This is a genomic window from Streptomyces prunicolor, assembly GCF_045162825.1.
GTDB classification, from domain to species: domain Bacteria; phylum Actinomycetota; class Actinomycetes; order Streptomycetales; family Streptomycetaceae; genus Streptomyces; species Streptomyces prunicolor.
In genome coordinates, this window is sequence record NZ_CP108676.1 from 6829143 (window position 1) to 6853654 (window position 24512).

General features: G+C 68.5%; 24 protein-coding genes. 12 read left to right on the top strand and 12 right to left on the bottom strand.

All coding sequences use genetic code 11. The features are described from left to right. Positions 1 to 16: 16 nt before the first annotated feature. Positions 17 to 1618: an acyl-CoA carboxylase subunit beta gene (locus tag OG588_RS31520; RefSeq protein WP_405950213.1), complete on the bottom strand. Its 1602-nt coding sequence runs from the start codon at positions 1616 to 1618 to the stop codon at positions 17 to 19. 136 nt (positions 1619 to 1754) lie between these two features. On the opposite strand from OG588_RS31520, the gene OG588_RS31525 reads away from it, so the two are divergent. Further along, positions 1755 to 2630 carry a biotin--[acetyl-CoA-carboxylase] ligase gene (locus tag OG588_RS31525; protein ID WP_405950214.1) on the top strand — a complete coding sequence of 292 codons (876 nt, stop codon included), beginning with the start codon at positions 1755 to 1757 and terminating at the stop codon, positions 2628 to 2630. A 118-nt stretch (positions 2631 to 2748) separates the two neighbouring features. Further along, a complete protein-coding gene (locus tag OG588_RS31530) occupies positions 2749 to 3915 on the top strand; it encodes an adenylate/guanylate cyclase domain-containing protein (protein WP_405950215.1) in 1167 nt (388 codons plus the stop codon). 20 nt (positions 3916 to 3935) lie between these two features. Here the strand turns inward: OG588_RS31530 and OG588_RS31535 are convergent, their stop codons facing one another. Next, a complete protein-coding gene (locus tag OG588_RS31535; RefSeq protein ID WP_405950216.1) occupies positions 3936 to 4544 on the bottom strand; it encodes a hypothetical protein in 609 nt (202 codons plus the stop codon). A gap of 146 nt (positions 4545 to 4690) precedes the next feature. On the opposite strand from OG588_RS31535, the gene OG588_RS31540 reads away from it, so the two are divergent. From OG588_RS31540 to hutH, 3 genes are all read left to right on the top strand, one after another. Further along, the gene (locus tag OG588_RS31540) at positions 4691 to 5497 is read left to right on the top strand and encodes an enoyl-CoA hydratase/isomerase family protein (RefSeq protein WP_266861375.1); all 807 of its coding nucleotides are present in this window, start codon (positions 4691 to 4693) and stop codon (positions 5495 to 5497) included. A gap of 221 nt (positions 5498 to 5718) precedes the next feature. Further along, positions 5719 to 6864 carry a diguanylate cyclase domain-containing protein gene (locus OG588_RS31545; protein WP_405950217.1) on the top strand — a complete coding sequence of 382 codons (1146 nt, stop codon included), beginning with the start codon at positions 5719 to 5721 and terminating at the stop codon, positions 6862 to 6864. Positions 6865 to 7189: 325 nt separating this feature from the next. Continuing rightward, a complete protein-coding gene (gene hutH / locus OG588_RS31550; RefSeq protein ID WP_405953256.1) occupies positions 7190 to 8728 on the top strand; it encodes a histidine ammonia-lyase in 1539 nt (512 codons plus the stop codon). Positions 8729 to 8770: 42 nt separating this feature from the next. Here the strand turns inward: hutH and OG588_RS31555 are convergent, their stop codons facing one another. Then, positions 8771 to 9583, bottom strand: coding sequence for a hypothetical protein (locus OG588_RS31555; RefSeq protein WP_405950218.1), 813 nt, complete (start codon positions 9581 to 9583; stop codon positions 8771 to 8773). A 41-nt stretch (positions 9584 to 9624) separates the two neighbouring features. Continuing rightward, the gene (locus OG588_RS31560; protein WP_366096576.1) at positions 9625 to 9918 is read right to left on the bottom strand and encodes an LAETG motif-containing sortase-dependent surface protein; all 294 of its coding nucleotides are present in this window, start codon (positions 9916 to 9918) and stop codon (positions 9625 to 9627) included. Positions 9919 to 10048: 130 nt separating this feature from the next. Here OG588_RS31560 and OG588_RS31565 point away from each other — a divergent pair, with 130 nt between their 5' ends. Both OG588_RS31565 and OG588_RS31570 read left to right on the top strand, forming a co-directional pair. Continuing rightward, entirely contained in the window at positions 10049 to 10402 is a 354-nt protein-coding gene (locus tag OG588_RS31565) for a hypothetical protein (RefSeq protein WP_026150221.1), read from the top strand. A gap of 211 nt (positions 10403 to 10613) precedes the next feature. Then, positions 10614 to 11864, top strand: a complete 1251-nt coding sequence (locus tag OG588_RS31570) for an Ig-like domain-containing protein (RefSeq protein WP_405950219.1) — start codon at positions 10614 to 10616, stop codon at positions 11862 to 11864. A 422-nt stretch (positions 11865 to 12286) separates the two neighbouring features. On the opposite strand, the gene OG588_RS31575 is transcribed toward OG588_RS31570, so the two are convergent. Together OG588_RS31575 and OG588_RS31580 are read right to left on the bottom strand one after the other, a co-directional pair. Beyond that, positions 12287 to 12490, bottom strand: coding sequence for a DUF397 domain-containing protein (locus OG588_RS31575; protein WP_405950220.1), 204 nt, complete (start codon positions 12488 to 12490; stop codon positions 12287 to 12289). After that, a complete protein-coding gene (locus tag OG588_RS31580) occupies positions 12462 to 13325 on the bottom strand; it encodes a helix-turn-helix domain-containing protein (RefSeq protein WP_405950221.1) in 864 nt (287 codons plus the stop codon). Before OG588_RS31580 ends, OG588_RS31575 begins: the two co-directional genes overlap by 29 nt. 112 nt (positions 13326 to 13437) lie before the next feature. Between OG588_RS31580 and OG588_RS31585 the strand changes: the two genes are divergently transcribed. After that, positions 13438 to 13647: a hypothetical protein gene (locus tag OG588_RS31585; RefSeq protein ID WP_317775088.1), complete on the top strand. Its 210-nt coding sequence runs from the start codon at positions 13438 to 13440 to the stop codon at positions 13645 to 13647. Continuing rightward, a complete protein-coding gene (locus tag OG588_RS31590; RefSeq protein WP_405950222.1) occupies positions 13644 to 14021 on the top strand; it encodes an ATP-binding protein in 378 nt (125 codons plus the stop codon). The genes OG588_RS31585 and OG588_RS31590 overlap by 4 nt, the downstream gene beginning before the upstream one ends. 22 nt (positions 14022 to 14043) lie before the next feature. Here OG588_RS31590 and OG588_RS31595 read toward each other — a convergent pair whose 3' ends face one another. Continuing rightward, positions 14044 to 14610 carry a DUF6817 domain-containing protein gene (locus OG588_RS31595; protein WP_405950223.1) on the bottom strand — a complete coding sequence of 189 codons (567 nt, stop codon included), beginning with the start codon at positions 14608 to 14610 and terminating at the stop codon, positions 14044 to 14046. 106 nt (positions 14611 to 14716) lie between these two features. Here OG588_RS31595 and OG588_RS31600 point away from each other — a divergent pair, with 106 nt between their 5' ends. Next, on the top strand, positions 14717 to 15109 hold the full coding sequence (locus OG588_RS31600; RefSeq protein ID WP_405950224.1) for a hypothetical protein: 393 nt from the start codon (positions 14717 to 14719) through the stop codon (positions 15107 to 15109). 66 nt (positions 15110 to 15175) lie between these two features. On the opposite strand, the gene OG588_RS31605 is transcribed toward OG588_RS31600, so the two are convergent. The 5 genes from OG588_RS31605 to OG588_RS31625 are packed head-to-tail and all read right to left on the bottom strand — an operon-like array spanning position 15176 to position 21895. Next, positions 15176 to 15541 carry an Imm50 family immunity protein gene (locus tag OG588_RS31605; RefSeq protein ID WP_405950225.1) on the bottom strand — a complete coding sequence of 122 codons (366 nt, stop codon included), beginning with the start codon at positions 15539 to 15541 and terminating at the stop codon, positions 15176 to 15178. Further along, complete coding sequence (locus OG588_RS31610; protein WP_405950226.1) at positions 15531 to 16028, bottom strand: Imm50 family immunity protein; 498 nt, start codon at positions 16026 to 16028, stop codon at positions 15531 to 15533. The genes OG588_RS31605 and OG588_RS31610 overlap by 11 nt, the downstream gene beginning before the upstream one ends. Beyond that, on the bottom strand, positions 16018 to 20670 hold the full coding sequence (locus tag OG588_RS31615) for a putative T7SS-secreted protein (RefSeq protein WP_405950227.1): 4653 nt from the start codon (positions 20668 to 20670) through the stop codon (positions 16018 to 16020). Before OG588_RS31615 ends, OG588_RS31610 begins: the two co-directional genes overlap by 11 nt. Then, the gene (locus OG588_RS31620; RefSeq protein WP_405950228.1) at positions 20670 to 21365 is read right to left on the bottom strand and encodes a hypothetical protein; all 696 of its coding nucleotides are present in this window, start codon (positions 21363 to 21365) and stop codon (positions 20670 to 20672) included. Before OG588_RS31620 ends, OG588_RS31615 begins: the two co-directional genes overlap by 1 nt. Next, on the bottom strand, positions 21362 to 21895 hold the full coding sequence (locus tag OG588_RS31625; RefSeq protein ID WP_405950229.1) for a hypothetical protein: 534 nt from the start codon (positions 21893 to 21895) through the stop codon (positions 21362 to 21364). The genes OG588_RS31620 and OG588_RS31625 overlap by 4 nt, the downstream gene beginning before the upstream one ends. A gap of 210 nt (positions 21896 to 22105) precedes the next feature. Here OG588_RS31625 and OG588_RS31630 point away from each other — a divergent pair, with 210 nt between their 5' ends. Together OG588_RS31630 and OG588_RS31635 are read left to right on the top strand one after the other, a co-directional pair. Then, the gene (locus OG588_RS31630; protein ID WP_405950230.1) at positions 22106 to 23578 is read left to right on the top strand and encodes an ABC transporter permease; all 1473 of its coding nucleotides are present in this window, start codon (positions 22106 to 22108) and stop codon (positions 23576 to 23578) included. Between the two features lie 153 nt (positions 23579 to 23731). Then, positions 23732 to 24418, top strand: a complete 687-nt coding sequence (locus OG588_RS31635; RefSeq protein ID WP_266861382.1) for an ABC transporter ATP-binding protein — start codon at positions 23732 to 23734, stop codon at positions 24416 to 24418. Positions 24419 to 24512: the final 94 nt, after the last annotated feature.

Consider the following 24512-nt stretch of genomic DNA (forward strand, 5'->3'; position numbering starts at 1 on the left):
GCTCCTCTACAGGCCTCTACAGGGGAATGTTGCCGTGCTTCTTCGGGGGCAAGGACTCGCGCTTGGTGCGGAGTTGGCGCAGGCCCCGGACGACGTGGCGGCGGGTGTCCGAGGGGAGGATCACCGCGTCGATGTAGCCGCGTTCGGCCGCGATGTAGGGGTTGAGGAGGGCGTCCTCGTACTCCTGGATCAGGCGGGCCCTCGTCGCCTCTACGTCGCCTGCCGCCTCCGCCTCCGCGATCGTGCGGCGGTGCAGGATGTTGACCGCGCCCTGGGCGCCCATGACGGCGATCTGGGCGGTCGGCCAGGCGAGGTTGAGGTCGGCGCCGAGGTGCTTGGAGCCCATGACGTCGTAGGCGCCGCCGAAGGCCTTGCGGGTGATCACCGTGATGAGCGGGACCGTTGCCTCGGCGTACGCGTAGATCAGCTTCGCGCCCCTGCGGATGATGCCGTAGTGCTCCTGGTCGACGCCCGGGAGGAAGCCGGGGACGTCCACGAAGGTGATGACCGGGACGTTGAACGCGTCGCAGGTGCGGACGAAGCGCGCCGCCTTCTCGGACGCGTCGATGTCCAGGCAACCCGCGAACTGCATGGGCTGGTTGGCGACGATGCCCACCGGGCGGCCCTCCACCCGGCCGAAGCCGGTGAGGATGTTCGGGGCGAAGAGGGCCTGTGTCTCGAAGAACTCGGCGTCGTCCAGGACGTGTTCGATCACCGTGTGCATGTCGTACGGCTGGTTCGCGCTGTCCGGGACCAGGGTGTCCAGCTCGCGGTCCTCGTCCGTGACGGTGAGGTCCGCCTCCTCGGGGAACGCCGGGGGTTCGCTGAGGTTGTTGGACGGGAGGTAGGAGAGGAGCTGCTTGACGTACTCGATCGCGTCCTTCTCGTCGCCCGCCATGTGATGGGCCACGCCCGACACCGAGTTGTGGGTCCTGGCTCCGCCCAGCTCCTCGAAGCCGACGTCCTCACCCGTGACCGTCTTGATGACGTCCGGGCCGGTGATGAACATGTGCGAGGTCTGGTCGACCATCACCGTGAAGTCGGTGATCGCGGGGGAGTACACCGCTCCGCCCGCGCACGGGCCCACGACCAGGCTGATCTGCGGGATCACACCGCTCGCGTGCGTGTTGCGGCGGAAGATCTCGCCGTACGCGCCGAGCGAGGCCACGCCCTCCTGGATGCGGGCACCGCCGGAGTCGTTGATGCCGATGACCGGGCAGCCCGTCTTCAGCGCGAAGTCCATCACCTTGACGATCTTCTGGCCGTAGACCTCGCCCAGGGCGCCGCCGAAGACCGTGAAGTCCTGGGAGAACACGGCGATGGGGCGGCCGTCGACCGTGCCGTAGCCGGAGACGACTCCGTCGCCGTAGGGGCGGTTCTTCTCCAGGCCGAAGTCCGTGGAGCGGTGCCGGGTCAACTCGTCGAACTCCACGAAGGAGTCCTCGTCGAGGAGCAGGTCGATCCGCTCACGGGCCGTCAACTTGCCCTTGGCGTGCTGCTTTTCGACCGCACGTGCCGAGCCGGCGTGCGTCGCTTCCTGGATACGGCGCTGAAGATCCGCGATCTTCCCGGCGGTCGTGTGGATGTCGATCTCTTGAGGCGCTTCCGGCTCGGACATCGGGATTGCGGCTCCCTGCCTGCTCAAAAGGGGAACGGGTTACTCATCCGTAGAGTAGTGGCGGGCCTACCGATCGGCAGTGCGGCGTACAACACACCTTGGGTGGCTTGCACGACACACACCTAGGGTGGCTGGCATGACGCCGCGAGATGCATCAGACGCGAACAGCAGTCGTTGGTCCGACCTAGACCGTCCGCCGCTCAACGGCGCGGCACTGCGCAAGGGCCTGGTGCGGGACGGCGGCCACGGGGGCCTCTACTGCGACATCGAGGTCGTGCAGCGCACCGGATCCACCAATGCCGACCTCATGGCCCTGGCACTCGCGGGGAACGCCGAAGAAGGTGCGGTGCTCGTCGCCGAGGAGCAGACCGCCGGGCGCGGGCGCCTCGACCGGCAGTGGACCGCACCGGCCCGCTCCGGCCTGTTCTTCTCCGTGCTCCTGGAGCCGAGGGATGTTCCCGTGGCCCGCTGGGGCTGGCTGCCGCTGCTCACCGGGGTCGCCGTCGCGACGGGCCTGTCCCGGTCGGCCGGCGTGGACACGGCACTCAAGTGGCCCAACGACCTGCTGGTGACTGTCGGCGGCGAAGAACGCAAGGCCGGCGGCATCCTCGCCGAGCGCGCGGGCGACGACGCCGTGATCGTCGGCGTCGGCATCAACGTCAGCCTGCGCGAGGACGAGCTGCCCGTGCCCCAGGCGGGCTCCCTGGCCCTGGCCGGGGCGGTCGCCACGGACCGCGATCCGCTCCTGCGGGCGGTGCTGCGGTCCCTGGAGCACTGGTACGACAAGTGGCGTGCGGCGGGCGGGGACCCGGTGGCGAGCGGCCTCCAGGAGACCTACGCGGCCGGCTGCGCCACGCTCGGCCGGGTCGTCCGGGCCGAACTGCCCGGGGACCGGTCGATCACCGGGGAGGCGGTCGCGATCGACGGCGACGGGCGGCTCGTCCTGGCCACGGAGGACGGCGTGCAGGAGCCCGTGGGGGCGGGCGACATCGTCCACCTGCGCCCCGCGTGACCCCGACCGCTCTTGTGGCGACTCTTCCCGTGTGACTCACGGAGTGAGCTGGCCCACACCTGCCGTAGCATTGGGCCCGGTCGATACCTGACCGTGGCAGATCGGAAGGGCAGCAGGCGTGACCGTCGACGACACGGGCTCCGGCGCGGACGCGGACGGCCGGGTGGACCCTCCCCCAGTCTCGGCTCCGCTCGACCGGGGGGACCCCCAAGGTGCTGCCGAGCCCGGCGAGGACCCGCTCGCGCTGCGCCTCGAAGGCCTCATCCTCGGCGCGGAGCGCCGCTACACCCCCTTCCAGGCGGCCCGCACCGCCGGCGTCTCCATGGAGCTGGCCACGCGTTTCTGGCGGGCCATGGGCTTCGCCGACGTCGGCCAGGCCAAGGCGTTCACGGAGGCGGACGTCCTCGCGCTGCGGCGGCTGGCCGGTCTCGTCGAGGCGGGGCTGCTCAGCGAGGCGATGGCGGTGCAGGTGGCCCGTTCCACCGGGCAGACCACCGCGCGGCTGGCCGGCTGGCAGATGGACTCGTTCCTGGAGGGCCTGACCGAGCCGCCGGAGCCGGGCATGTCCCGCACCGAGGTGACGTACCCGATCATCGAGCTGCTGCTGCCCGAGCTGGAGGAGTTCCTCGTCTACGTCTGGCGGCGCCAGCTCGCCGCCTCGGCGGGCCGGGTCGTCCAGGCCGGTGACGACGAGGAGATGGTCGACCGGCGGCTGGCTGTCGGCTTCGCCGACCTGGTGGGTTTCACCCGGCTCACCCGCCGCATGGAGGAGGAGGAACTCGGCGAACTCGTCGAGGCCTTCGAGACCACCGCCGCCGACCTCGTGGCCGCGCGCGGTGGGCGCCTGATCAAGACCCTGGGCGACGAGGTCCTCTACTCCGCGGACGACGCCGGAGTCGCCGCGGAGATCGCGCTGCTCCTGATCGAGACCATGGCGAACGACGAGACCATGCCCGAACTCCGCGTCGGTATGGCCTTCGGCACGGTGACGACGCGTATGGGCGACGTCTTCGGTACGACGGTCAACCTCGCCTCCCGGCTCACGTCGATAGCTCCTCGCGACGCGGTCCTCGTCGACAGCGCCTTCGCCGAGGAACTCATCCGCAGCGGCGAGGCCCCCGCCTCCGAGGCGGAGGCGGCGGAAGCCGCGGCGAAGGCCGAGAAGGAGGGCGAGGAGCCCCCGACCTACCGCTTCGCCCTCCAGCCGATGTGGCAACGCCCCGTACGCGGCCTGGGAGTTGTCGAACCCTGGCTGCTCACCCGCCGGGACTCGTCACCGGCGTAGCACCAACTCGCTTGCTTCGCTCAGTGGTTGGCGAGTCCGTCCACGCAGAGGCCGATGATCGGCACGCACAGGCTCGGTCGACTCGGGGCGGGCGCCGGGGAGTTGGCGGTCCGGCTCGGGGTGGGCGTGGGTGCCGTGGTCGATGACGGGTGGGGCGCCGGTTCCTGAGGTGCGGGTGGCGTGGTGGCCGCCGTGGTTGTGTCGGGGATCGTCGTCGGGTCCGCGGCGGTCGTGGGTGTCGCGGTCGCGTAGGGGGTCGGTACGACCCCGGAGGTCGTCGTAGTCGTAGGGGTCGGAGTAACGCCGCCCATCACCGAGGTCGCGGTCGGGATCGCGGTCGGGTCGGCGCTGATGGTCGCGGCGGCGTTGGCGGGCCGGTCGGTGCCGTCGCTGGTACCGCTGCCAGGGTCCGGGCGGGGTTCCGCCTCCGCCGTGCCCAGCCCGCCGACTCCCGACTCGGGCGCCAGCCGTACGAGGCTCAGCACCCCGGCGGCCACGGCGAGCCCTCCGACGGCGAGCAGGACCTTGCGGGGGCGGGGGCGGCGGTGCCGGCCGCGCGGAGTCTTCTGGAGCGGCGCTGCTATCTCCTCGGTGTCCGCTGCCCGCTCCGCCTTCGTGGTCGTCGTCACGATCCCTCCCCTGTGGTGTGGCGGACGCACGTTATGCGCTTCTACGGGCGGTGCGGCGGGAGTTGGGTGGGATGTCACCCGAACGGGGAGGCCGCATGCGATGATCGGGGCGAGGTTTGTTAACCCACGTTAACCAGGAGGCGGTCATGAGCGAGGAGCGGTCCGAGACGCGGTTCGGGGAGTTCGTGCTGGTGCGACGGCACGGGTATGTCGCGGAACTGGTCCTGGACCGGCCCAAGGCCATGAACGCCGTCTCCACGGCGATGGCGGGCTCGATCGCCGCGGCCTGCGCGGCGCTGGCGGCGGACCGGGACGTGCGGGTGTCCGTGGTGACCTCGTCGCACGAGCGGGCGTTCTGTGTGGGCGCGGACCTGAAGGAGCGCAACTCGTTGAGCGATGCGGAACTCGTACGGCAGCGCCCGCTCGCACGCGGCGCGTACACCGGCGTCCTGGAGCTCCCCATGCCGACGATCGCCGCGGTTCACGGCTTCGCCCTCGGTGGCGGCTTCGAACTCGCCCTGTCCTGCGACCTGATCGTGGCGGACGGTACGGCTGTGGTGGGGCTGCCGGAGGTGTCGGTGGGTGTGATTCCGGGGGGTGGCGGTACGCAGTTGCTGCCCCGGCGGGTGGGCGCGGCCCGAGCGGCCGAACTGATCTTCACCGCGCGGCGGTTGGCGGCGGCGGAGGCGGCGGAACTGGGCCTGGTGGACGTCCTGGTGGAGCCGGGGCAGGACCGCGAGGAGGCCTTGGCCCTGGGCGCGCGCATCGCCGCGAATTCGCCCGTCGGGCTGCGGGCGGCGAAGCGGGCGTTGCGGTTGGGGCATGGGTTGGATCTGCGGGCCGGGCTTGAGGTCGAGGATGCGGCGTGGCGGTCGGTGGCGTTCTCGGGGGATCGGGCGGAGGGGGTGGCGGCGTTCAACGAGAAGCGGACGCCGGAGTGGCCGGGGGAGTAAGAGGGGGCTTATGTGCGTTGCCGGGTTCGGGTTCGTTGTGGCTGGTCGCGCCCACGCGGCGGAGCCGCCCACCAACCCGGTCAGCCCCAACCTCCCAGGGGCGCGGGGAACTGCGCGACCAGCCCCCACCGGACCCGCACCCGATAGGCAACCCAACTTTCACGACACCTGTTCGCCGCATCAATGTCCCGCTATGCCCGAAACCTCCCTAGCCTGGAGTGATGGGTGAGGACAGGCGGCTGGCGGCCGTGGTGGAGCTGGCGCAGGGGATGGCGGCGGCGCACACCCCGCGCGAGTCCTGGCGGGCGGCGGCATCCGGCGCGTGCCGGGCGCTGGACGGGAGTTTCGCCGCGCTGTCGGTGTGGGAGCGGGAGCTGGGCCGACTACGGGTCCTGGTGAACGTGGGCGAGCGGGCCCAGGGCGAGGAGGAGTTCCCGGACGGCGAGACCTATCCGGTGCACCAGTTCCCGGAGATCACCGAGTTCCTGCACGAACGGTGGGCGGGCGGCGGCGAGCCCAACGCCTGGGTCGAGACCGCCGAGGGCCCGGCCGCGGGCAGCCCCGGCTACTGCCACCAGCGCGTGGCGGCGCTACGGCGTCGTAGGCGCGGATGTTGTGTGGTCGCCCCGATCGTGCTGCACGGGCGGGCGTGGGGGGAGCTGTATGTGGCGCGGCCGGTCGGTGCGGCCGTGTTCGACCGGGGGGACGCCGATTTCGCGACCGTGCTGGCCTCCGTCGTCGCGGCCGGGATCGCGCAGACCGAGCGGTTGGAGGAGGCGCGGCGGCTGGCCTTCACGGACGCGCTCACCGGGCTCGCCAACCGCCGTGCCGTCGACGTGCGGCTCGACGAGGCGATCGAGCGGCATCGGCGGGACGGGGTCGTGGTCAGCCTGGTGGTGTGTGACCTCAATGGGCTGAAGCGCGTCAACGACACCCGGGGGCACGCCGTGGGGGACCGGCTGCTGGAGCGCTTCGGTTCGGTGCTGTCGTTGTGCGGGGCGATGCTGCCGGGTGCGCTTGCCGCGCGGCTCGGCGGGGACGAGTTCTGTCTGCTCGCGGTCGGGCCGCCCGCCGACGAGGTGGTTGACGCGGCGATCGAACTGTGCCGCCGGGCCGCCGAGTTGGAGCTGGGTGAAGGTGTCGCGTGCGGGGTCGCGTCGACGGAGGATCCGATCGGGGCGGTGCGTTCCGGGCGGCGGTTGTTCCGGCTGGCGGACGCGGCGCAGTACCGCGCGAAGGCGCTCCGCGCGGACAGGCCGGTGGTCGCGGGGCGGGACGGGCCGGATGATCCTGTGGTGCGGCTTGCGGACTCTCCTACGCCGGAGCTGCCTGCCGAGCGGCGGCGGTTCCGGGGGCGGCGGGCGTGACGTGGGTGGGTGGTTGGGGGGTGCGGCTTTGTGGGTGGGTGCGGGTGCGTGGTGGGTCGCCGGGCCTTTTGTTGTGGGTCGGCGCCGCGCCGGGGGGTATCCGTCCTCGGATCGGCGCGGGAACCGTCGCTCACCGACTCACCCGTGTTGACGCGCCGACCGCTGCGGGCGGCCCCCCGACACGTCGCCTTGCCGCCGTACGCGGTCGACGGTCCGCTCGGATCGGCTCACCGACTCCGGCGCCCGGTGACCTGTCTGTAAGGGTCTAACCCGCTCCCCGCTAGTGACATCGCTGCATTCAATGCGTACGCTCCTGAATATGGATATGCACACTGTGGTGGTGGGGACGTCCGGGGTCACCGCGTCCGACGTTCTCGCCGTGGCGCGTGGGGGCGCCCGGATCGAGCTTTCGGGCGAGGCTGTCGCGGCGCTCGCTGCGGCGCGGGGGATCGTGGACGCGCTGGCCGCGAAGCCGGAGCCCGTGTACGGGGTGAGTACCGGGTTCGGGGCGTTGGCGTCGCGGCACATCAGCCCGGAACTGCGGGCCCAGTTGCAGCGCAACATCGTTCGTTCGCATGCCGCCGGGATGGGGCCGCGCGTGGAGCGGGAGGTCGTGCGCGCGTTGATGTTCCTGCGGCTCAAGACCGTCTGTTCGGGGCACACCGGGGTGCGGCCCGAGGTCGCGCAGACCATGGCCGACGTGCTCAACGCCGGGATCACGCCCGTCGTCCACGAGTACGGCTCCCTCGGCTGCTCCGGCGACCTCGCGCCGCTCTCCCACTGCGCGTTGACGCTCATGGGCGAGGGCGACGCCGAGGGTCCGGACGGGGGCGTACGGCCCGCTGGTGAGCTGCTCGCGGAAGCCGGGATCGCGCCTGTCGAGCTGCGTGAGAAGGAGGGCCTCGCCCTTCTCAACGGCACCGACGGCATGCTCGGCATGCTGGTCATGGCCCTCGCCGACCTGGACATGCTCTACAAGTCCGCCGACGTCACGGCGGCCCTCTCCCTGGAGGCACTGCTCGGTACCGACAAGGTGCTCGCGCCCGAGCTGCACGCCATCCGGCCGCACCCCGGGCAGGGCGCCAGTGCCGCCAACATGCTTGCCGTGCTTGCCGGTTCGGAGCTGACCGGGCACCACCAGGACGACGCGCCGCGCGTCCAGGACGCCTACTCGGTGCGGTGTGCTCCGCAGGTCGCCGGTGCCGGGCGGGACACCATCGCGCACGCACGGCTCGTCGCCGAGCGGGAGTTGGCGTCGGCCGTCGACAACCCCGTTGTGCTGCCCGATGGGAGGGTCGAGTCGAACGGCAACTTCCATGGTGCGCCGGTGGCTTACGTCCTCGACTTCCTCGCCATCGCCGCCGCCGACCTCGGCTCGATCGCCGAGCGCCGTACCGACCGGCTGCTCGACAAGAACCGTTCGCACGGGCTGCCGCCGTTCCTCGCGGACGACGCCGGTGTCGACTCAGGGCTGATGATCGCCCAGTACACGCAGGCCGCGCTGGTGAGTGAGATGAAGCGGCTGGCGGTGCCCGCCTCCGCCGACTCGATCCCGTCCTCCGCGATGCAGGAGGACCACGTCTCCATGGGCTGGTCGGCCGCACGCAAGCTGCGCACCGCCGTCGACAACCTCACCCGGATCATCGCCGTCGAGCTGTACGCCGCGACGCGCGCCGTGGAGTTGAGGGAGGGGCTGGCGCCGGCGCCGGCGTCGCGGGCGGTCATCGATGCCGTACGGGCAGCGGGAGTTGAGGGTCCCGGGCCGGACCGGTTCCTGTCTCCCGACCTCGCCGCGGCGGACGCGTTCGTGCGGGGCGGGCATGTGGTCGAGGCCGTGGAGAAGGTCACCGGGCCGCTGCGGTAGGGGAGTTGGGGCCCCGCCATGGCAATGGCCGGGCCCCGTGCGTCACTTCAGCTTGGCGGACTGTGCGTCGATCACGGCGGACGGCACGGTGTAGGCCTTGTTCGCCATCAGGGCACCGAAGTTGACCGTGTAGTACGTGACGAGGGTGCTGCCGTGGCGCACCACCTCGGTGTGCACGGTGCCCTTCTGGCCGCCGGAGTCCTCCATGACGCTGATCGCGCCGAACGCCACCGATTCGTCACCGCTGTTGGAGGCCTTCTCGGCGACGACCCCGGTGTATTTCGTGCTGTCCTTGCCCACGGTGAGGGCGAAGCCGCCGGAGCAGCTCTTTACCGCGTCGGAGACGGACTTGAACGCCTTCTCCGCGCCGTCGCCCTCGTAGGAGGACAGTCCGATCATGGTGACCGGGTGGTCCAGTGCGGCGTTGAACGCGTCCTCGAACTCCTTGTCGCTCAGGTCGTCCCCGGACTTGGAGGGAGAGGCGGAGGCCTTCTTCGCCTCGGTGGCCGTCTCGTTCGTGGCCGAGGTGGCGTCACCCGGCGCCTGCGCGGCCATGGCCCAGCCCAGCGCCTGGCACTGCTGCTTGTCGACGGTGACGGCGCTCTTGGTGGCCGGGACCGACTTGTCGACCGGCGCGACTTCGTAGCCGACGAGATCGCTCTTCGCGAGGATCAGCTTCTTCAACTCGGCGGCGGTGTGCGCCTTGCCGGTGTTCTTCTCGGAACCCTGGGCGGCGTTCTCGGTGTTGCTCTCGGCCTTGTCCGAACCGCCGTCGGAGCAACCGGTGATGAGGGCCAGCGACAGTGCGCTCACGGCGACGGTGGCGCACAGTCGTATGCCCGATGATCTCTTCATGAGCGGACTATGAAGCTTAAGTCAAGTAAACGTCAAGCAACTTAAAAGCCCAGCCGTTCCCGTCGTACCGAATACGCCACGAAACCGGCGCCGAGGCCGAGGAACAGCGTGCCTCCGACGATGTACGGCGTGGTGTTCGGGCTGCCGGTGTCGGCGAGTTGGGTGTTCTCGGAGGAGGCGGCGTTGGCCGTCGAGGTGACCCGTGCCTGCTGGGTGACCTGCGAGGTGGGCGTCGCCGAAGTCTCCACTCTGGCCTGGTCGGTCACCGTCGCGTTGGCGGAGGGGACGAACCAGAGGGCGCCCAGCAGGGTGCCTGCGGCGGTGGCGGTCAGCATCGTTCGACGAGCGGTTGACACGGAATATCGATCCCCTTGTGGCGCTGGCGAATTGGCCGTGTGGAGCGATGCTAATGAACTGTGCGGGTCGCGGGAAAGTCACGGGAGCTGTGGGCCGTACGCTCCCGGCATGAGCACCCCAGAGACATCACGTTTTGTACGCCTTCGTGTCGAACTCGTTCTTGAAGTCGAGAACGAGGACGCCGTGACCAAGGCCGCGCTGGCCAAGATCGCCGATGATCCCGAGCTTCCCGGCGACGAGCGCGGGCACGCCGAGACCGCTGTGACGGAAGACACCGCCGAGGCTCTCGCCTACCTCGTGGACCCGTTCGACCTGGTGGGCGAGATGCCCGGGGTCGAACTGGCCCAGGCCTCGTGGAGCAGTGAGGAGATCGACTACGACCCGGATTCGCCGGATTGGGACCTCGACGAGGATGATGTCGACGGCGATGAGGAAGCAGACGGGACGGCAGTGGTCGGCTGAGCCGTGCGCGGGAGCAGGTGACCCCGGGCGGCAACCGCTGCCCGGGGTTTCGCCGTCTCAGTGATGTCAGGGGCCACGGTGGACGTGGTGTGCCCCACACCTGGCGGGGAAGCGGAACGGGATGCGGCAGTCGTAGCGTTGGTTTCTTAAGAAACTGTTTACGGGGCGCCCGGGGTTTTCAGGTTTTTCGGCAACGATGGAGAAACGTGTGATGACGGACAGTAAGCGGCGCAAGGGTCTTGTGGCCGCGTCCGCACTGCTCGGCGGTGTGCTCGTGCTCACGGCGTGTTCCGGCAGCGACGACAAGTCGTCCGGGAGCGATTCGAGCCAGAGCTCGCAGTCCAAGGCCGACGAGGCGGCCGCCAAGAAGTCCTCCGAGGCGCAGATCAAGATCACGCCGGCGGACGGTTCGGACAACGCCTCCATCAACAACTCGGCCGCCGTCACCGTCAGCAAGGGCACGCTCACGGCCGTGTCGATGACGACCGCGGACGGCAAGGCCGTCGCGGGCACCATCTCCGCCGACAAGCTCAGCTGGAAGCCGAGCGCCCAGCTGGAGCGCTCGACCACGTACAAGCTCGCGGCCACGGCGAAGGACTCCGCCGGGCTCGCCGCCCACGAGAACGCCTCCTTCACCACGGTCTCCCCGGCCAACAGCTTCATAGGGAACTTCACGCCCGAGGACGGCTCGACGGTCGGCGTCGGCATGCCGGTGTCGATCAACTTCAACAAGGCGATCACGAACAAGGCCGCCGTCCAGAAGGGCATCACGGTCACCTCCACCAGCGGCCAGGAAGTAGTCTGCCACTGGTTCAACACCCAGCGCATGGACTGCCGCCCCGACGAGTACTGGAAGGAGAACTCCACCGTCACGCTGAAGCTCGCGCTCGACGGCGTGGAGGGCGCCTCCGGGGTCTACGGCGTGCAGCAGAAGACGGTCACCTTCCACATCGGCCGCAACCAGGTCTCGTACGTCGACGCGAAGTCCAAGCAGATGAAGGTCGAGCAGGACGGCAAGGTCGTCAAGACCATCCCGATCTCGGCGGGCTCTCCCGAACACACCACGTACAACGGCCAGATGGTCATGTCGGAGAAGTTCACGCAGACCCGCATGAACGGCGCGACGGTCGGCTTCACGGACGACGACGGCAAGGGCGAGTACGACATCAAGGATGTCCCGCACGCCATCCGCCTGACCAGCTCCGGCACGTTCATCCACGGCAACTACTGGGGTTCGCCCTCGGTGTTCGGCTCCGTCAACACCAGCCACGGCTGCGTGGGCCTGCAGGACGTGAAGGGCGCGGGCGACAAGAACATGCCGGCCGCGTGGTTCTACAACAACTCGATCGTCGGCGACGTGGTCGTCATCTCCAACACCGGCGACAAGACGGTGTCTCCGGACAACGGCCTCAACGGCTGGAACATGGACTGGGCACAGTGGAAGGCGGGGTCGGCGGTCTGATCTGACCCGTCAACTCCGATACGTGTGAAGGCGGTTGCCCCTGAGTGGGGGTGGCCGCCTTTTCGTTACCCCGGGTACAAACAAGTCCGCCTCCCTGAGAAAAGGGAGGCGGACTCATGGCTGCCGGAATCGTGGGCCAAGCACGTGAGGAGGTGGTGGCTCTGGTGGATCACCAGGTAGCCGGAGCCCCTGTCACGGATACCCGCCGTGGCGGGGGCTCGTTCCTCTTCACCGAGGACGATACCGGTGCGGCGCCCGCAGCAACCCCGACTCGTCAACAGGGGGCTTGAGCGCGGCCGAAGGCGGGCTCGGCGCTCTGACCTTCGAAGCCGAGAGGACGGGACCTACTTCGTGGAAGTGTGACACTTCTGGGCTTAGTGTCACACTTTCACGGGGGGCTTGTGGAGGGGGGCGGCTGGTTGTCAGTGGGTCTTCAGGGCGGCGATGAAGGGCGCCCAGGCGGGGGTGGTGAGGATGAGGGCGGGGCGGTGCGGGGCCTTTGAGTCGCGGATGGGGACGAGGCCGGGGAGGTTGTGGGCGACCTCTACGCATTCCCCGCCGTCACCGTTGCTGTAGCTGCTCTTGAACCAGAGCGCGTTACTCAAGTCGGTCCGGTTGCTTGCCATTTCGGTATTCCTCTGCCGCTGCCTTGATCATCGCCAGGGACGCCTTTGGTGACAGTGCGGCGGCCCTGAGCCGATCGTATGCCTTGCGGTACTGCTTCACGAGGGCCGGATCGTCGATGGTGTCACCGCTGTACGACGCTTCGGTGTAGATCAACGGCGGGGCGTCCGGGAAGGTCATGACCATGATCGAGGCGGCCTTCAGCGGATACGCCCCACATGTCCGCGGAATGATTTGCGGAGTGATCCGACGCCGCTCCGCCAACTCAACAATCTGGTCGAGCTGTTCGGCCATCTCCAGCGGCGAGATGATCGGGTCGGAGAGAAGCGACTCGTGCAGGACTGCCCAGTACTCCGGAGTGGTGTGGTCTTCCTCGAAGAGGCGAGCGCGGGCGAGGCGGGCCGTCACCTTCTCCTCGACCCACTCGCCGGAGGCCGTCGGGTGGGTCGCCTGAACCAACGCCCGTGCGTACGGGGCCGTTTGGAGCAGGCCAGGGAAGATGATGGGGGACCACAGCTCGATGGACTCCGCGTGCTTCTCCGCCTCCAGAGCCTTCTCGAAGTACGCGGCATGCGGTCCCCTCCGCGCCTTCCGCACAACCTCACAGTTCCGCTCGAAGAACCCGTCCGTCCCCAACTTCTGATCCGCATGCTGAGCCAGATCCAGCGGCATCCTCCGCTCGCCGTGCTCAATGTCGCTCAGGTACGACTTGCCGTAGAAGCTGCCCTTCAGGAACGTCTCCAACGACAGCCCCGCCTCCTCCCGCTTCCACCTCAACTCCTTGCCGTAGAAGGTCGGAACGCTCATCGAGCCGTCGATGTCCTTGCCCCGTGCCACCACTTGCCCTCCTCCGCTGACCCGGTCGCGAACGCGAAACCTCTTTTACGGTAGCCAGCGGAACGCCACTCTGTGAGGAGTTCGTCACAGAGCGCACAGGAGGCACCCGTTCATGTCCGACCCCTACGACACGACCCTCTGCGTCGAGGAACTCCGCGAGGCCCTCGACCTGCACGGCATCAAACTCCCCTCCCTCGGCATGGACTTGGTGACCCAGGCCGGCGCCTACACCCCGCGCGTCGGCCTCATCACGCTCGGAAACTGCAACGTCCCCACCGCCCGCGAACTCGCCGCCGCCCTCCGCAAGGCGGCGGAACGGTGAGCCTCGAACTCCGCCTGCTCGCCACGCCGAAGGCCGTACCGGAACTGCGTCATCACCTCCGGCATCACGACTACGACGTCCGCCTCTGCGCAACCGAGCTGGTGACGAACGTGATCGAGCACGTGGGGGAGGGGACCCCGGTGACTGTGCGCGTCCTCGACACGGGTGACGGTCGCACCCGGGTCGAGGTCACCGATCCGGACCCGCGGGCGTTGCCGTTGCTGCTCCGGGCGACCGCGACGGACGAACACGGTAGGGGTATGGCCCTTCTCGACGCGCTCGCACAGCGCTGGGGCGTAGAGCAGGGGGCAGACCGCAAGACCGTGTGGTGCGAGTTGGACGGACTCAACAGCCTTGCCGGAAGGGGATGTTGAGGTGAGCTGAGCTGATCCGAGGTCAGCCCAGTTGCCGGGACACGGCCTCGCGGGCGGCGGGGGAGAGCAGGGTGCCCGCGCGGGTGAGGAGCGCGTGCAGGGCTGGGCCGTAGCGCTCGGCCAGTTCCGTGTTGTGTGCCAGTACGTCCAGTTCGTTGGCGGCCGTGATGTCGAAGAACGCCCGCAACTGGTCGGCGGGTGGACTGAGTTCGCGGCCCGTGAAGCGGTCCCGGAAGGCGAACTCCGTGGTGCCGTCGACGCGAGGGTAGACAGCGCCGCGGTCGCAGCCGGCGTAGAGGTAGACCAGGGACTCCGCCTGCTCGCCGATCAGCGTGACGAGCGTGGCCCGGTCGGAGAGGGGCAGCAGGGCCGGTGCGAAGCCGTCCGTACCGTACGTCGCGTGACACAGCCCCGCGGTCTGGACGACGGCATCCGCTCCCCAGTCCGCCAACAGGCCCTGAACACGCCCCAGATGGGCCAGCAGCGTGCCGCCGGGATGGGGCATCTGGTCAGCTTCCTGGCCGTGGAGGAACGCCTCGATCGCCGCCCTTCCCTTGCCTGTCAGGTGGTGCTGCTCGGCTGATGCCATGACTGGAGGTCCTCTCGCCGGTGGTGCGGTAACACTGAGCGCTCTCCATGTTCGGCCTGAGCTCGGGGGTGGGGTGCTCGGGGCACCGAACTCGTATGATCTCGCGGTGAAGATCTGGACGGAGCATCCTGCCAGGGCCGATGTCGAAGTGGTCGTTCGCGGCTACTTCAGCCTGCTCCGGGCCGGGAGGATTTCTGAGGCTGAACAGCTCATCGATCACCACCCCGTCCAGCATGTGCTCAAGTCGCTGTGGACCGGTTCCGTCGAAGCGAGTGCCGATGAGGACGAGGCGAGCGGCAGCCCTGCTGCCGACGAGTGGGAGCAGGACCTGTCCTGGCTCGGCGAACTCGATCTCGCGGACTTCCACTGGGGCCACACCGGCAGCAATTTCTACGTCGAGTTCACCTACCGCGCGCAGGTGATCGAGGTGGCATTGAGCTTCTGGGTCAGGCCCACCGACGCCGGCTGGGTTCTCACGGGACCGTCCACCCTCTGGTAGGGCACGCGAAAGGGCAGCATGATCGGGGTGCCAGCCGTCGATGGGCGTGTGGTGCGCACTGTCACGTCACGGAGTGTCTGAAGCGCGGTAACCACGTGTCTTGGTCAGGCGAACTGCTGACGCCTGGAATCTGACCCCGGATGTCTCGGTCCCGAGCACAACCTTGACCGATCCGTCCTCCTGAGCGGTCAGGTTGACTTCACGGGCCTCGGTGTGGCCCCACCCGGTGACTCGTAGCCCCGCGATATCCACGAAGACGAGGTAATACTCGAAAGCGTTGAACCTCTTTCCATCCCACTCGGCGGGAGGGTTCGATGGGAGACTTCTTGTGTCGAACCCAAGGGTCGCCGAGTTTTCTCGTTCATCGATGTGCAGATAGAAGAGATCGCACGATTCCGGCAAGGTGAGGAGTTGCAACCAGTCAGCGCTCATAGAAGGTCTTCTCATCCATTGCGGGTAGGTGGTTGTGGCGCAAGGAATCGATCTTGCTCATGAAGAGATGCTGCTCGTCGTCCGATCCGTCCGCCTGTTTCCTGAAGGCGCTCACGTGGCCGACGGTGATGGAGTCGCTGCAATCGAACGCAAATTTCACTCCGTGGCCATCAGCCTGTACCCGCATACGTCGTTCTGTGCCATGGGGGGTCATCTCGATTCCGGCCGTTGCCGGCGGATCCCACGCGGTCAGGGAGATGGTGTCCACGGCCAGGAACCGGAACTGGCACTGGACCGTGTCCATGTGCTCGTCGATCCACTCCTGAGGTGCGGAGCCGGGAAAGCATGGCAGATCGACACGGAGCGTCACGCTGGGCCCACGCCAGTTCAGGTTGATCGAACGGATCCTGACCTCGCTCAGGTCCGGGACCTTCCCGTAGAGCGACTGCAGTACCTCCCGATTCACGAGAAAAGCGTCAAAGGTCATAGCGATAATGCTCCTCGCAGCCGGGGATCTGACCATTGCGGGTGTCCTCGAAGGGCCGCACATGGAGGTGTGTGGGCTGGTAGCCGGGCTCACCGAGCTTCTGATGTCCGAACCAGTGGTCCTGGAACACTACAAGGTCCTGCCCGTTGGGATGCTCGTACACCTCTTCTGTGTAGTAGATCGGCTCGTGATTCTCATTCATGAGCTGCTTGGATCCCTGCCATTCCGGTGTCGTGGCCGGAACGTACGGGTTCACCTCCAGTGGCACCGCGCCCTCCGGAATTCCGGCTTCCCGCAATGCTTTTGCCTTGGTCTCTTCGAGGCCCCGTCCGACCTTTTCCGGATAATCGGGGGCGAGTCCGAGGGGGTCGCTCCAGATATTGGGGTTGACGACGTAGGTCGCCGGATTCGGGGCGGGAGCCAGCCCGAGAGGGTCGGGGGTGAGATAGCGCGCCGTCTCCGGGTCGTAATGCCGGAAGAAGTTGTAATGCAGCCCCGTTTCCGGGTCGAAGTACTGGCCCGGGAAGCGAAGCGGCGTATACGCGGTGCTGTCGGCTGCCCAAGCCGTGGTGCCCCACAAAGTCGTGCGGGTGTGCCAGGCGATGTCGCCCTGTTCGTCGATGAGTTCGGTCGGGGTGCCCACCAGGTCGGTGACGATGGCGAAGAAGCGGGAGTCGATCTCGTCTTGCGGGGCGTCTGCGGCAGTGATGCGTTCTGTTTGGGTGATCGGGCGCAGGCCTTGGTGGTCCCAGGTGAGAATCACCGGGTTGGGCAGGTCCGGGGACGTGGTGGTCTGTTCGCACAGGGTTGTGCCGTCCCAGGTGAACATCACGCGTTCTGCGACCCTTTCGCCGTCGGCGGCCAGGCGGGACTTCGCCGTGCGGCGGCCGAGAGGGTCGTACGTGTAGCGCCAGCGAGTTCCGTCCGGAGTCGTCACCGACGTCAAGCGGTCTTCGGTGTCCCACTCGTAGCGCCAGGTGTCCGGCTTTCGGGAGAGACGGGTTTTCTGGCGCAGGGTGATACGGCCCAGGGCATCGTGTTCGTAACGGACGTTGCCCGCGCGGGTGATGCGGGTGCCGGTGTAGGCGCGGTCGCCCGTCGACTCCTGGCCCGGGTGGCCCGCCGGCCAGGACGCCTGCGTTTGGTTGCCCGCCTCGTCGTACGCGTATGTCTCGGTCCAGTTCGCCGCGTGGACCGCCGTTACCCGGCCCGCCGCGTCCAGGTCGAAGCGGCGAGTGCCGGCGAGTTGGTCGTCGATCGCCGTCAGGTTGCCGTCGGCTCGGTAGGTGTAGGCGCGGTGTTGGAGTGAGATGCCCGTTGCGCCGATGACCGACTGGGTTGTCAGGCGGCCGAGGGCGTCGAAAGTGTGCTCCAGTGTGATCAACTCGCCCACCTGGCGGGTCAGTTCGCGGCCCACCTCGTCGTACGTGAAGTCGATGGAGCGGCCCGAGGCCGTCATGCCGGTGCGTCGGCCAGTGGCGTCGTAGGACCAGGTCGTGGTCCCGCCTGTCGGGGTCGTACGGCCGGTGCGGCGGCCGAACTCGTCGTACGCGTAGGTCAGTTCACGGCCGTCGACCGTCTCCGAGCGGACTCGGCCGTGGCGGTCGCGCAGGATCGTCAGGGTGGTGTCCGGGGCGGTCGCCTGGGCGAGTTGGTCCGTCATGTCGTAGGCGTACGTCGTGACTTGGCCGGCCGCGTCCTTGCGGATCACCTGGCCCAGTTCGTTGCGTTCGAACTCGATGACCTGGCCGGGGGTGTTCGTGCGGGATGTCAGACGGCCTGTCGTGTCGTGGGTGTAGGTGAGGGTGCGGTCGTCGAAGTCCGTCTCCGCGATCAGGCGGCCTACCGCGTCGTAGTCGTAACTCCAGGTCAGGCCTTGGGGGTTGGTGACCCGGGTGAGGTTGAGTTCCTTGTCGTGGGTGAACTCGTAGCGCACTCCGTCCGGGCCTGTGCGGGACGTCAACAGGTCGAAGTGCGTGTACTCGAAGCGGGAGATGCCGCCCAGCGGGTCGGTGTGCGTGGTGCAGTTGCCCTCGCCGTCGTACGTCCAGGACTCCGTCGTGCCGTCCGGTGCCGTGCGGCGGGACAGGCGGCCCTCGACCGTCCACTCCCAGCGGGTTGTCGCACCCAGTGCGTTCGTGAGTGTGACAGGTCGGCCGAAACCGTCACGTTCATAGCGAGTGACCCCACCGAGTGGATTCGTGATCCGCAGCGGGAGGCCGGTGCGGTCGCAGTGGACCGTCGTGGTCTGGCCGAGCGGGTCGGTCACCGTCGTCAGGTGGCCTGCCTCGTCGTACGTGAAGTGGGTGGTGTGGCCGAGGGAGTCCGTGACCGAGGTGCGGTTGCCGCGGGCGTCGTACGACTGGCGCACGGTCGTGCCGTCGGGGCTCACCAGCCTTGTCGGCAGGCCGAGTTCGTTGTATTCAGCCTTCGACTCGCGTCCGTCGGGGCGGGTTACGGCGAGCAGGTTGCCCTTCTCGTCGTAGCGGAACGTCATGGTGTGGCCGAGCGGGTCCGTCTCGGAGAGGAGGCGGTTGTAGCGGTCGCGCCGGTACCGGGTGATCGCGCCGAGTGGGTCGGTCACCGCCACGACCTGGTACGCGTCGTTGACGAGGAAGCGGCGGACGTTGCCCGCGGCGGTGGTCGTGGTCGTGACCCGGTGGCCCGTTTCCGGGTCCGTGTCGTCGTAGGTGACGCGCAGGCTCATGTGTCCCGCGGAGCCGCCTTCGGCCGTGCAGCGGTCCTGGTCGTCGTACTCGTAGGTGTAGCCGCGGCCGTTGGTGTCCGTCCACGAAGTGACCCGGCCCGATGTGTCGTACGTGAAGCGCAGGGGCAGGCCGGAGGAGTCGACGACGGCGGTCAGGTTGCCGTCCGTGTAGCCGTAGCGCTTCAACTCATCGCCAGTTGACGCTAGTTGGAAGGCTGTGATGCGGCCCTCTGTCGTCGTGACGCGGACCTCGTGACCGCTGCTGGAGGCGACGGCGAGGGGGGTGCCCTCGCTGTCGTACTCGAAGGTGATCCAGTTGCCGTTGCGGTCGTCGATCTGCTCCAGGACCGCCAGGCCTTCGGTGTGGTCGCTGAAGTGCCACACCCGGCGCGTCCGGGGGTCCGTGACCGTGTAGCCGCCGTCCTCGCGGTGCAGGGGCCAGCGCGGGCCGTGGCTCGGGAGCGTGGGCAGGCCCGGGGCCGGGTGCGGGTAGGGGAGGAGCAGGCCGTCCTCGGTGACGAAGACGACACCCGTGGAGCTGATCTCCAGGTGCTGGTCGAGGGTCGAGGACCAGGACGGGCCGAACCAACGGCCCAGGCGGTAGCCCGATTCCACCCGCCGTTTGAGGACCAGGGGCAGGGCACCCGGCAGCGTCACATCCGTCTGCGGCAGATACATCTTGCCGGTGGCGAGGTCGATGGGGTCGGAACCGCGGCTCTCCACGGCCTTCTGGTCGCGGGTCACCTGCGCCGGGCCGTCCGAGACCGTGCCCTCCGCAGGCTTCGCCGCCGCCTTCTCGGCCGACTCCTCCACCGTCCGACGGATGCCTGACTGTGCCGCCCCCTCCAGCCCTTCCTTGGCCGCGAGCCGCGCCAGCCCTGCTTCCAACCCCGCCCCGTCCCCGGCCAGGTTCGGCAGTAGCCGCCCCAGCCCCTCCGACGGGTCCCTCATGAAGTCGTCCAGCATCGTCTTCGCCGCCCGCTCGGGGTGCGCGGCCGTCGAAACCAGGCCCGCCAGCGTCATGTTGACGTTCTGGACGTACGCGGCCGGGTGCGTGATGTTGTACGGGTCCATGGGGTTGAGGCCGCGGGCGAAGTTCAGGATGCCTGCCGTGCCCTTCACCACGCCGGCGTCGAAGTGCAGGATCTCCGTGTTGACGGCCTGGTAGCCGTCGACCGCGTCCGCCTTGAGCTGGGTGAGCGGGGGCGGTTCGGCGGGGGCGTGGGCCAGGGCCTTGCGGACCGCGCTCGATGCCGTGCGGGCGGCCTCGTCGCGTTGGCGGCGGGCCTCGTTCAGGATCTCGTGGGCGCGCTGCATTCCGGTGGCGCCCGGGTCCGTTGACGGTTCCTGTTTCTTGTCGTCGTCCTTGTGCTTCGCTACGTCCGCCTTGTACGCGTCCGATGCCTTCTTGCCCGGGCCGTACAGATCGATCGCGTCCCGCGCCTGCCCCTGCGCCCACTCCACCGTCTCCGCGTACGTCGACAGCGCCTGGCCCGCCGCGTCGCAGGCGTCCGCCGCCTGGAGCCACTTCGTGGGATGCATCGCGAACTTCTTACGGAACGCCTCGGCCGCCTCGCCCTGCCAGGACGACGAGTTGAGCTTGCGCATGCCGTCGCCGACCTTGTCGAAGGCCGTGTAGAAATCGGTCAGGTTCTTGGCCGTCGCCCTGATCGCCTTCGCGTCGCCGTGGACCAGGTCCTTCGGCTGGTCGCTCTGGCCCAACTGCTGCTCGCCCGGGGTCGCGCCCAGGTCCGAGGCGATGCGGTCGCCCGCGTTCTCGACCTTGTTCGCTAGGTCGTGTGCGCCGACCTTGTCCAGCGCGTCGCCGGCGGCGTCCGTGCCCTGGTCGACCAGTTCGCCCGTGAGCTTCTTGCCCGCGTCGACCGCATCGCCGACCTTGCCCAGACCGGAGTTGACCAGATCGCCGATCCCCATCAGCCCGCGTCCCCGCCCTGCTGAGCCTGTTCCTGTGCTGTCTGCGCGGCCTCCGCCGCCTTCGCCCGTTCCTCCGGTGACGGGCCCAACGGGCCGTCGAGCATGTCGTTGTACTCGTCACCGCTCAGCCCCGCCGCGCTCGCCAGGTTGGCCGGGTTGAGGCCCGGGCCCAGCGGGCTGAACGTGTGCGAGGTCATCACGTCCCGCGCCGCGTCCTTGTACGCCTGCCCGCTGTTGTCCAGCGCCTTGTCCATCGACTCGGCGCTGTAATCCACGCCGCCCGTGTACTCGTTGTTGCGCATCAGGTCGCCCCAGCTCTGCTGGGTGACCTCGTCCTCCGACGCGTACGGGTTGCCCATCCCCGCGTTCACCGCGATCTTCATCGTGCCCTGGATGTACTGGTCCGTCTCGTACAGCGTGCCTGCCGAAAGCCCCACGCCCGTCGCGAAGTTGTTGCCCTCGTTCACCAGCGCGCGCACGCCCCACTCCCAGCGTTCGCAGAACGACGTGAACCCCGACAGCAACTCCTCGTTGCCCAACTCCAGCCCGGAGAGAGCGAGTTCCGAGAATCCTCGGCCCGCTCCGGCCAGGCTGTCGATGCCCAGGTCCTTCAACTCGCCCAGCACCAGGGTGATCCCCTGCGCGATCTCGTCGAGCCCGGCCGCCTTGATGTCCTCGCCCGCGTCCCCGCTCATCCCCGTATCCCGTCTGTGTCTGTGTCTGCGTCCACCGCCGCCGCCTCCGGCACGATCCCCAACACCGGCGGAAACAGCGCCCCTTCGCCCTCGGTACCCACATCCAGCGCCACTCCGCACGGCACACCCGCAGCGTTCACAGCCGGCACCGTCGCGTCCAACAAGCGGGCTCCCAGCAGCCGTTGATACGGCCACTCCTGCCCGACTTCACCCCTCGCGATCGCGAACCTCGCCAACGCCGACTCGTTCGAAAACGCGTAGATCCATCGGATTCCGCCGAAATCGCCGACCAGGGGTGCGTCGTCCTCGTCCGTGGGGACCAATACCGCCGTACGACGGAACTCGCCCAGCAGTACCGCGAATTCACGCCGGCCGCGCGCGACGACATCGCTGCTCAGCGGGTCGCGACCGGCTGGGGGTGCAGGTGGTGGCTCCGGGGTGCTCATCTCCGCGTAGTCCGACAGCCGGGACCGTCGTATGTCCCCGGTCTCCCCGCTGCTCTCCATGTCGTTTCCCCCGCGATCAGACATGGGTGAAATCATCACACCAGCACATCGCGTACGGCAACGCGGATACCCGCCACGGGCCACGGTCGGCGCCGCAAGTGCCGTAAAGCAGCGCATAGCGCGAGCCCATTGACAGCCCCGCGCGGGCTCATTCTTTGGTCACGGACAGCCTTCTCATCGTTCTCTTATGTCGGCCTTATGGCATCATCACGCGCTGTACCTAGCTTGCGGGCCATGTTCTTCACCTACCTGAGGCGCGAGTTGCGCCGCCGCAGAAAAGCGGCCCTCGTCGTCGCCTCCGGCCTCGCACTGGGCATTGCGCTGGTCATCGTGGTCAACTCCGTGTCCTCCGGCATGGGGAAGGCCCAGGACAAGGTCCTCCAGTCGCTGTACGGACTCGGTACGGACATGACCGTCACCAAGGCGGCCACCGCGACCGCCGGCGCCTCGCAGCAGCCGCGGTTCCAGTTCGACGCCAACAACAACGACTCCAGCAAGACGCAGAGCAGTGACCGCGTCATGGTCCAGGGCTTCACCACCCTGGCCTCCACCACCGTCACCAAGGTGGCGGGGCAGAAGGGTGTATCCGACGCCGTCGGCGGGCTCAGCCTCAACGTCGTCAAGGTCGACGGGCAGTTCACCCGCGGCCAGTTCCAGCAGAACCAGGGGAGTGGCACCGGGGGCGGCGGCGGTAACCGCGGCGGCGGTACCGGTGCGCCGCAGGGCGAGGTCACCGGTGGTGGCGCCAACTTCAACATCAACTCGTACTCGGTCTACGGCACGGACGTCACCAAGCCCGCGCTCGGCCCGCTGACCTCCTCGAAGATCACCAGCGGCCGTACCTTCACCACCGCCGAGGCCAACTCCAAGGTCGTCGTCGCCGACTCGGCGTACGCCAAGACGAAGAAGCTCAAGGTCGGCTCCACCGTCACCATCAAGAGCGTCAAGTACAAGGTCATCGGTATCGCCACCGCGACCAGCGGTGACGCGGCGGCCAACCTGTACATCCCGCTGACGCAGGCGCAGACCCTGAGCGGTGACAAGAACAAGGTCACCACGATCTACGTCAAGGCGTCCGACTCCAAGCAGATCTCGGCCGTCAAGAAGACCATTCAGGGCAATGTCTCGGGTACGACGGTCACCACGTCCGCCGACCTCGCCGACACCGTCTCCGGGTCCCTGTCCACCGCCTCCTCCCTCGCCACCAGCGTCGGCAAGTGGCTGTCGATCGCGGTCCTGATCGCCGCGTTCCTGGTCGCCGGGCTGCTCACCTCGTCCGCGGTCTCGCGCCGGGTACGGGAGTTCGGCACGCTGAAGGCGCTCGGCTGGAAGTCCGGCCGGGTGACCCGGCAGGTGGTCGGCGAGGCCGTCGTCAACGGTCTGGTCGGCGGCGTCCTCGGCATCGCGCTCGGCCTGGCGGGCGCGTACGTCGTGACCGCGATCAGCCCGACCCTGTCGGCCTCCCTCGGCAGCACCGCCGCCGGTGGCCGCGCGGGCGGCGGACCCGGCGGTGGCGGCGGCGGCTTCGGCGGTGGCCGGCAGGCCGCGGCCAAGACCCTCGACGTCGCCCTCACCGCACCCGTCAACGCCACCACCATCGCCCTCGCGGTAGGCCTCGCGGTGGCCGGCGGCCTGATCGCCGGAGCCTTCGGCGGCTGGCGAGCGTCTCGACTCCGCCCGGCGGACGCCCTGCGCAGAGTCGAGTAGTCGGCACCTGGTCAATGCCGGTCACTGCAGCGCGCCCCAAAGGGGCGCGGGGAACTGCGCGACCAGCCACGACGGCGCTGCAGACGAAAGCGGCGCAACGGGGCCCGTCCCACGACGGGCCCCAACCCCCTTTACTTCTCCAGGAGTTGGACCATGTACGAACTAAGAGGCGTCACCAAGCTCTACTCACGCGGCAAGGAAACCGTCCACGCCCTCGACGGCATCGACCTCACCATCGGCGACGGCGACCGCCTGGTCATCCAAGGCCCGACCGGCGGCGGCAAGTCCACCCTGCTCCAGATGATCGGCGCCCTCGACCGCCCCACCGCAGGCGAAATCGTCCTGGACGGCGTCGACTTGGCGAAGCTGTCCGAGGCCAAGCTCACCAAGGTGCGCAGCGAGAACATCGGCTTCGTGTTCCAGTCCTTCAACCTGATCCCGACGCTCACCGCCCAGGAGAACGTCGAGACCGCCCTCGTGCCGCTCGGCATGAAGGCGAAGATCCGGCGCGAACGGGCCGCCGAGGCGCTGGTCTCGGTCGGCCTGGGTGAGCGGGCCAACCACCTCCCCGGCGAGATGTCCGGAGGACAGCAGCAGCGCGTCGCCATCGCCCGCGCGCTCGTCAAGCAGCCCAAGGTGCTGCTCGCCGACGAACCGACCGGCAACCTCGACGAGTCGATGCGCGACGAGATCATGGACGTACTGGAGCGCATGTGGAAGGAGCACGGGCTGACCTTCATCATGGTCACCCACGACTCCGCCATCGCGAAGAAGGCGCCGCGTCTCGCCACCATCCGCAAGGGCAAGATCACGGTGAAGGAGAACGCCGCGTCGAAGTAACTCGGCATCCACGCAAGGGAGTTCGGCGCTCAGGTGAGGGACTCGGCGGAGCCCTACCGGAGTTCTCGCGAGCTGAACCCATCGACTGCGTAAC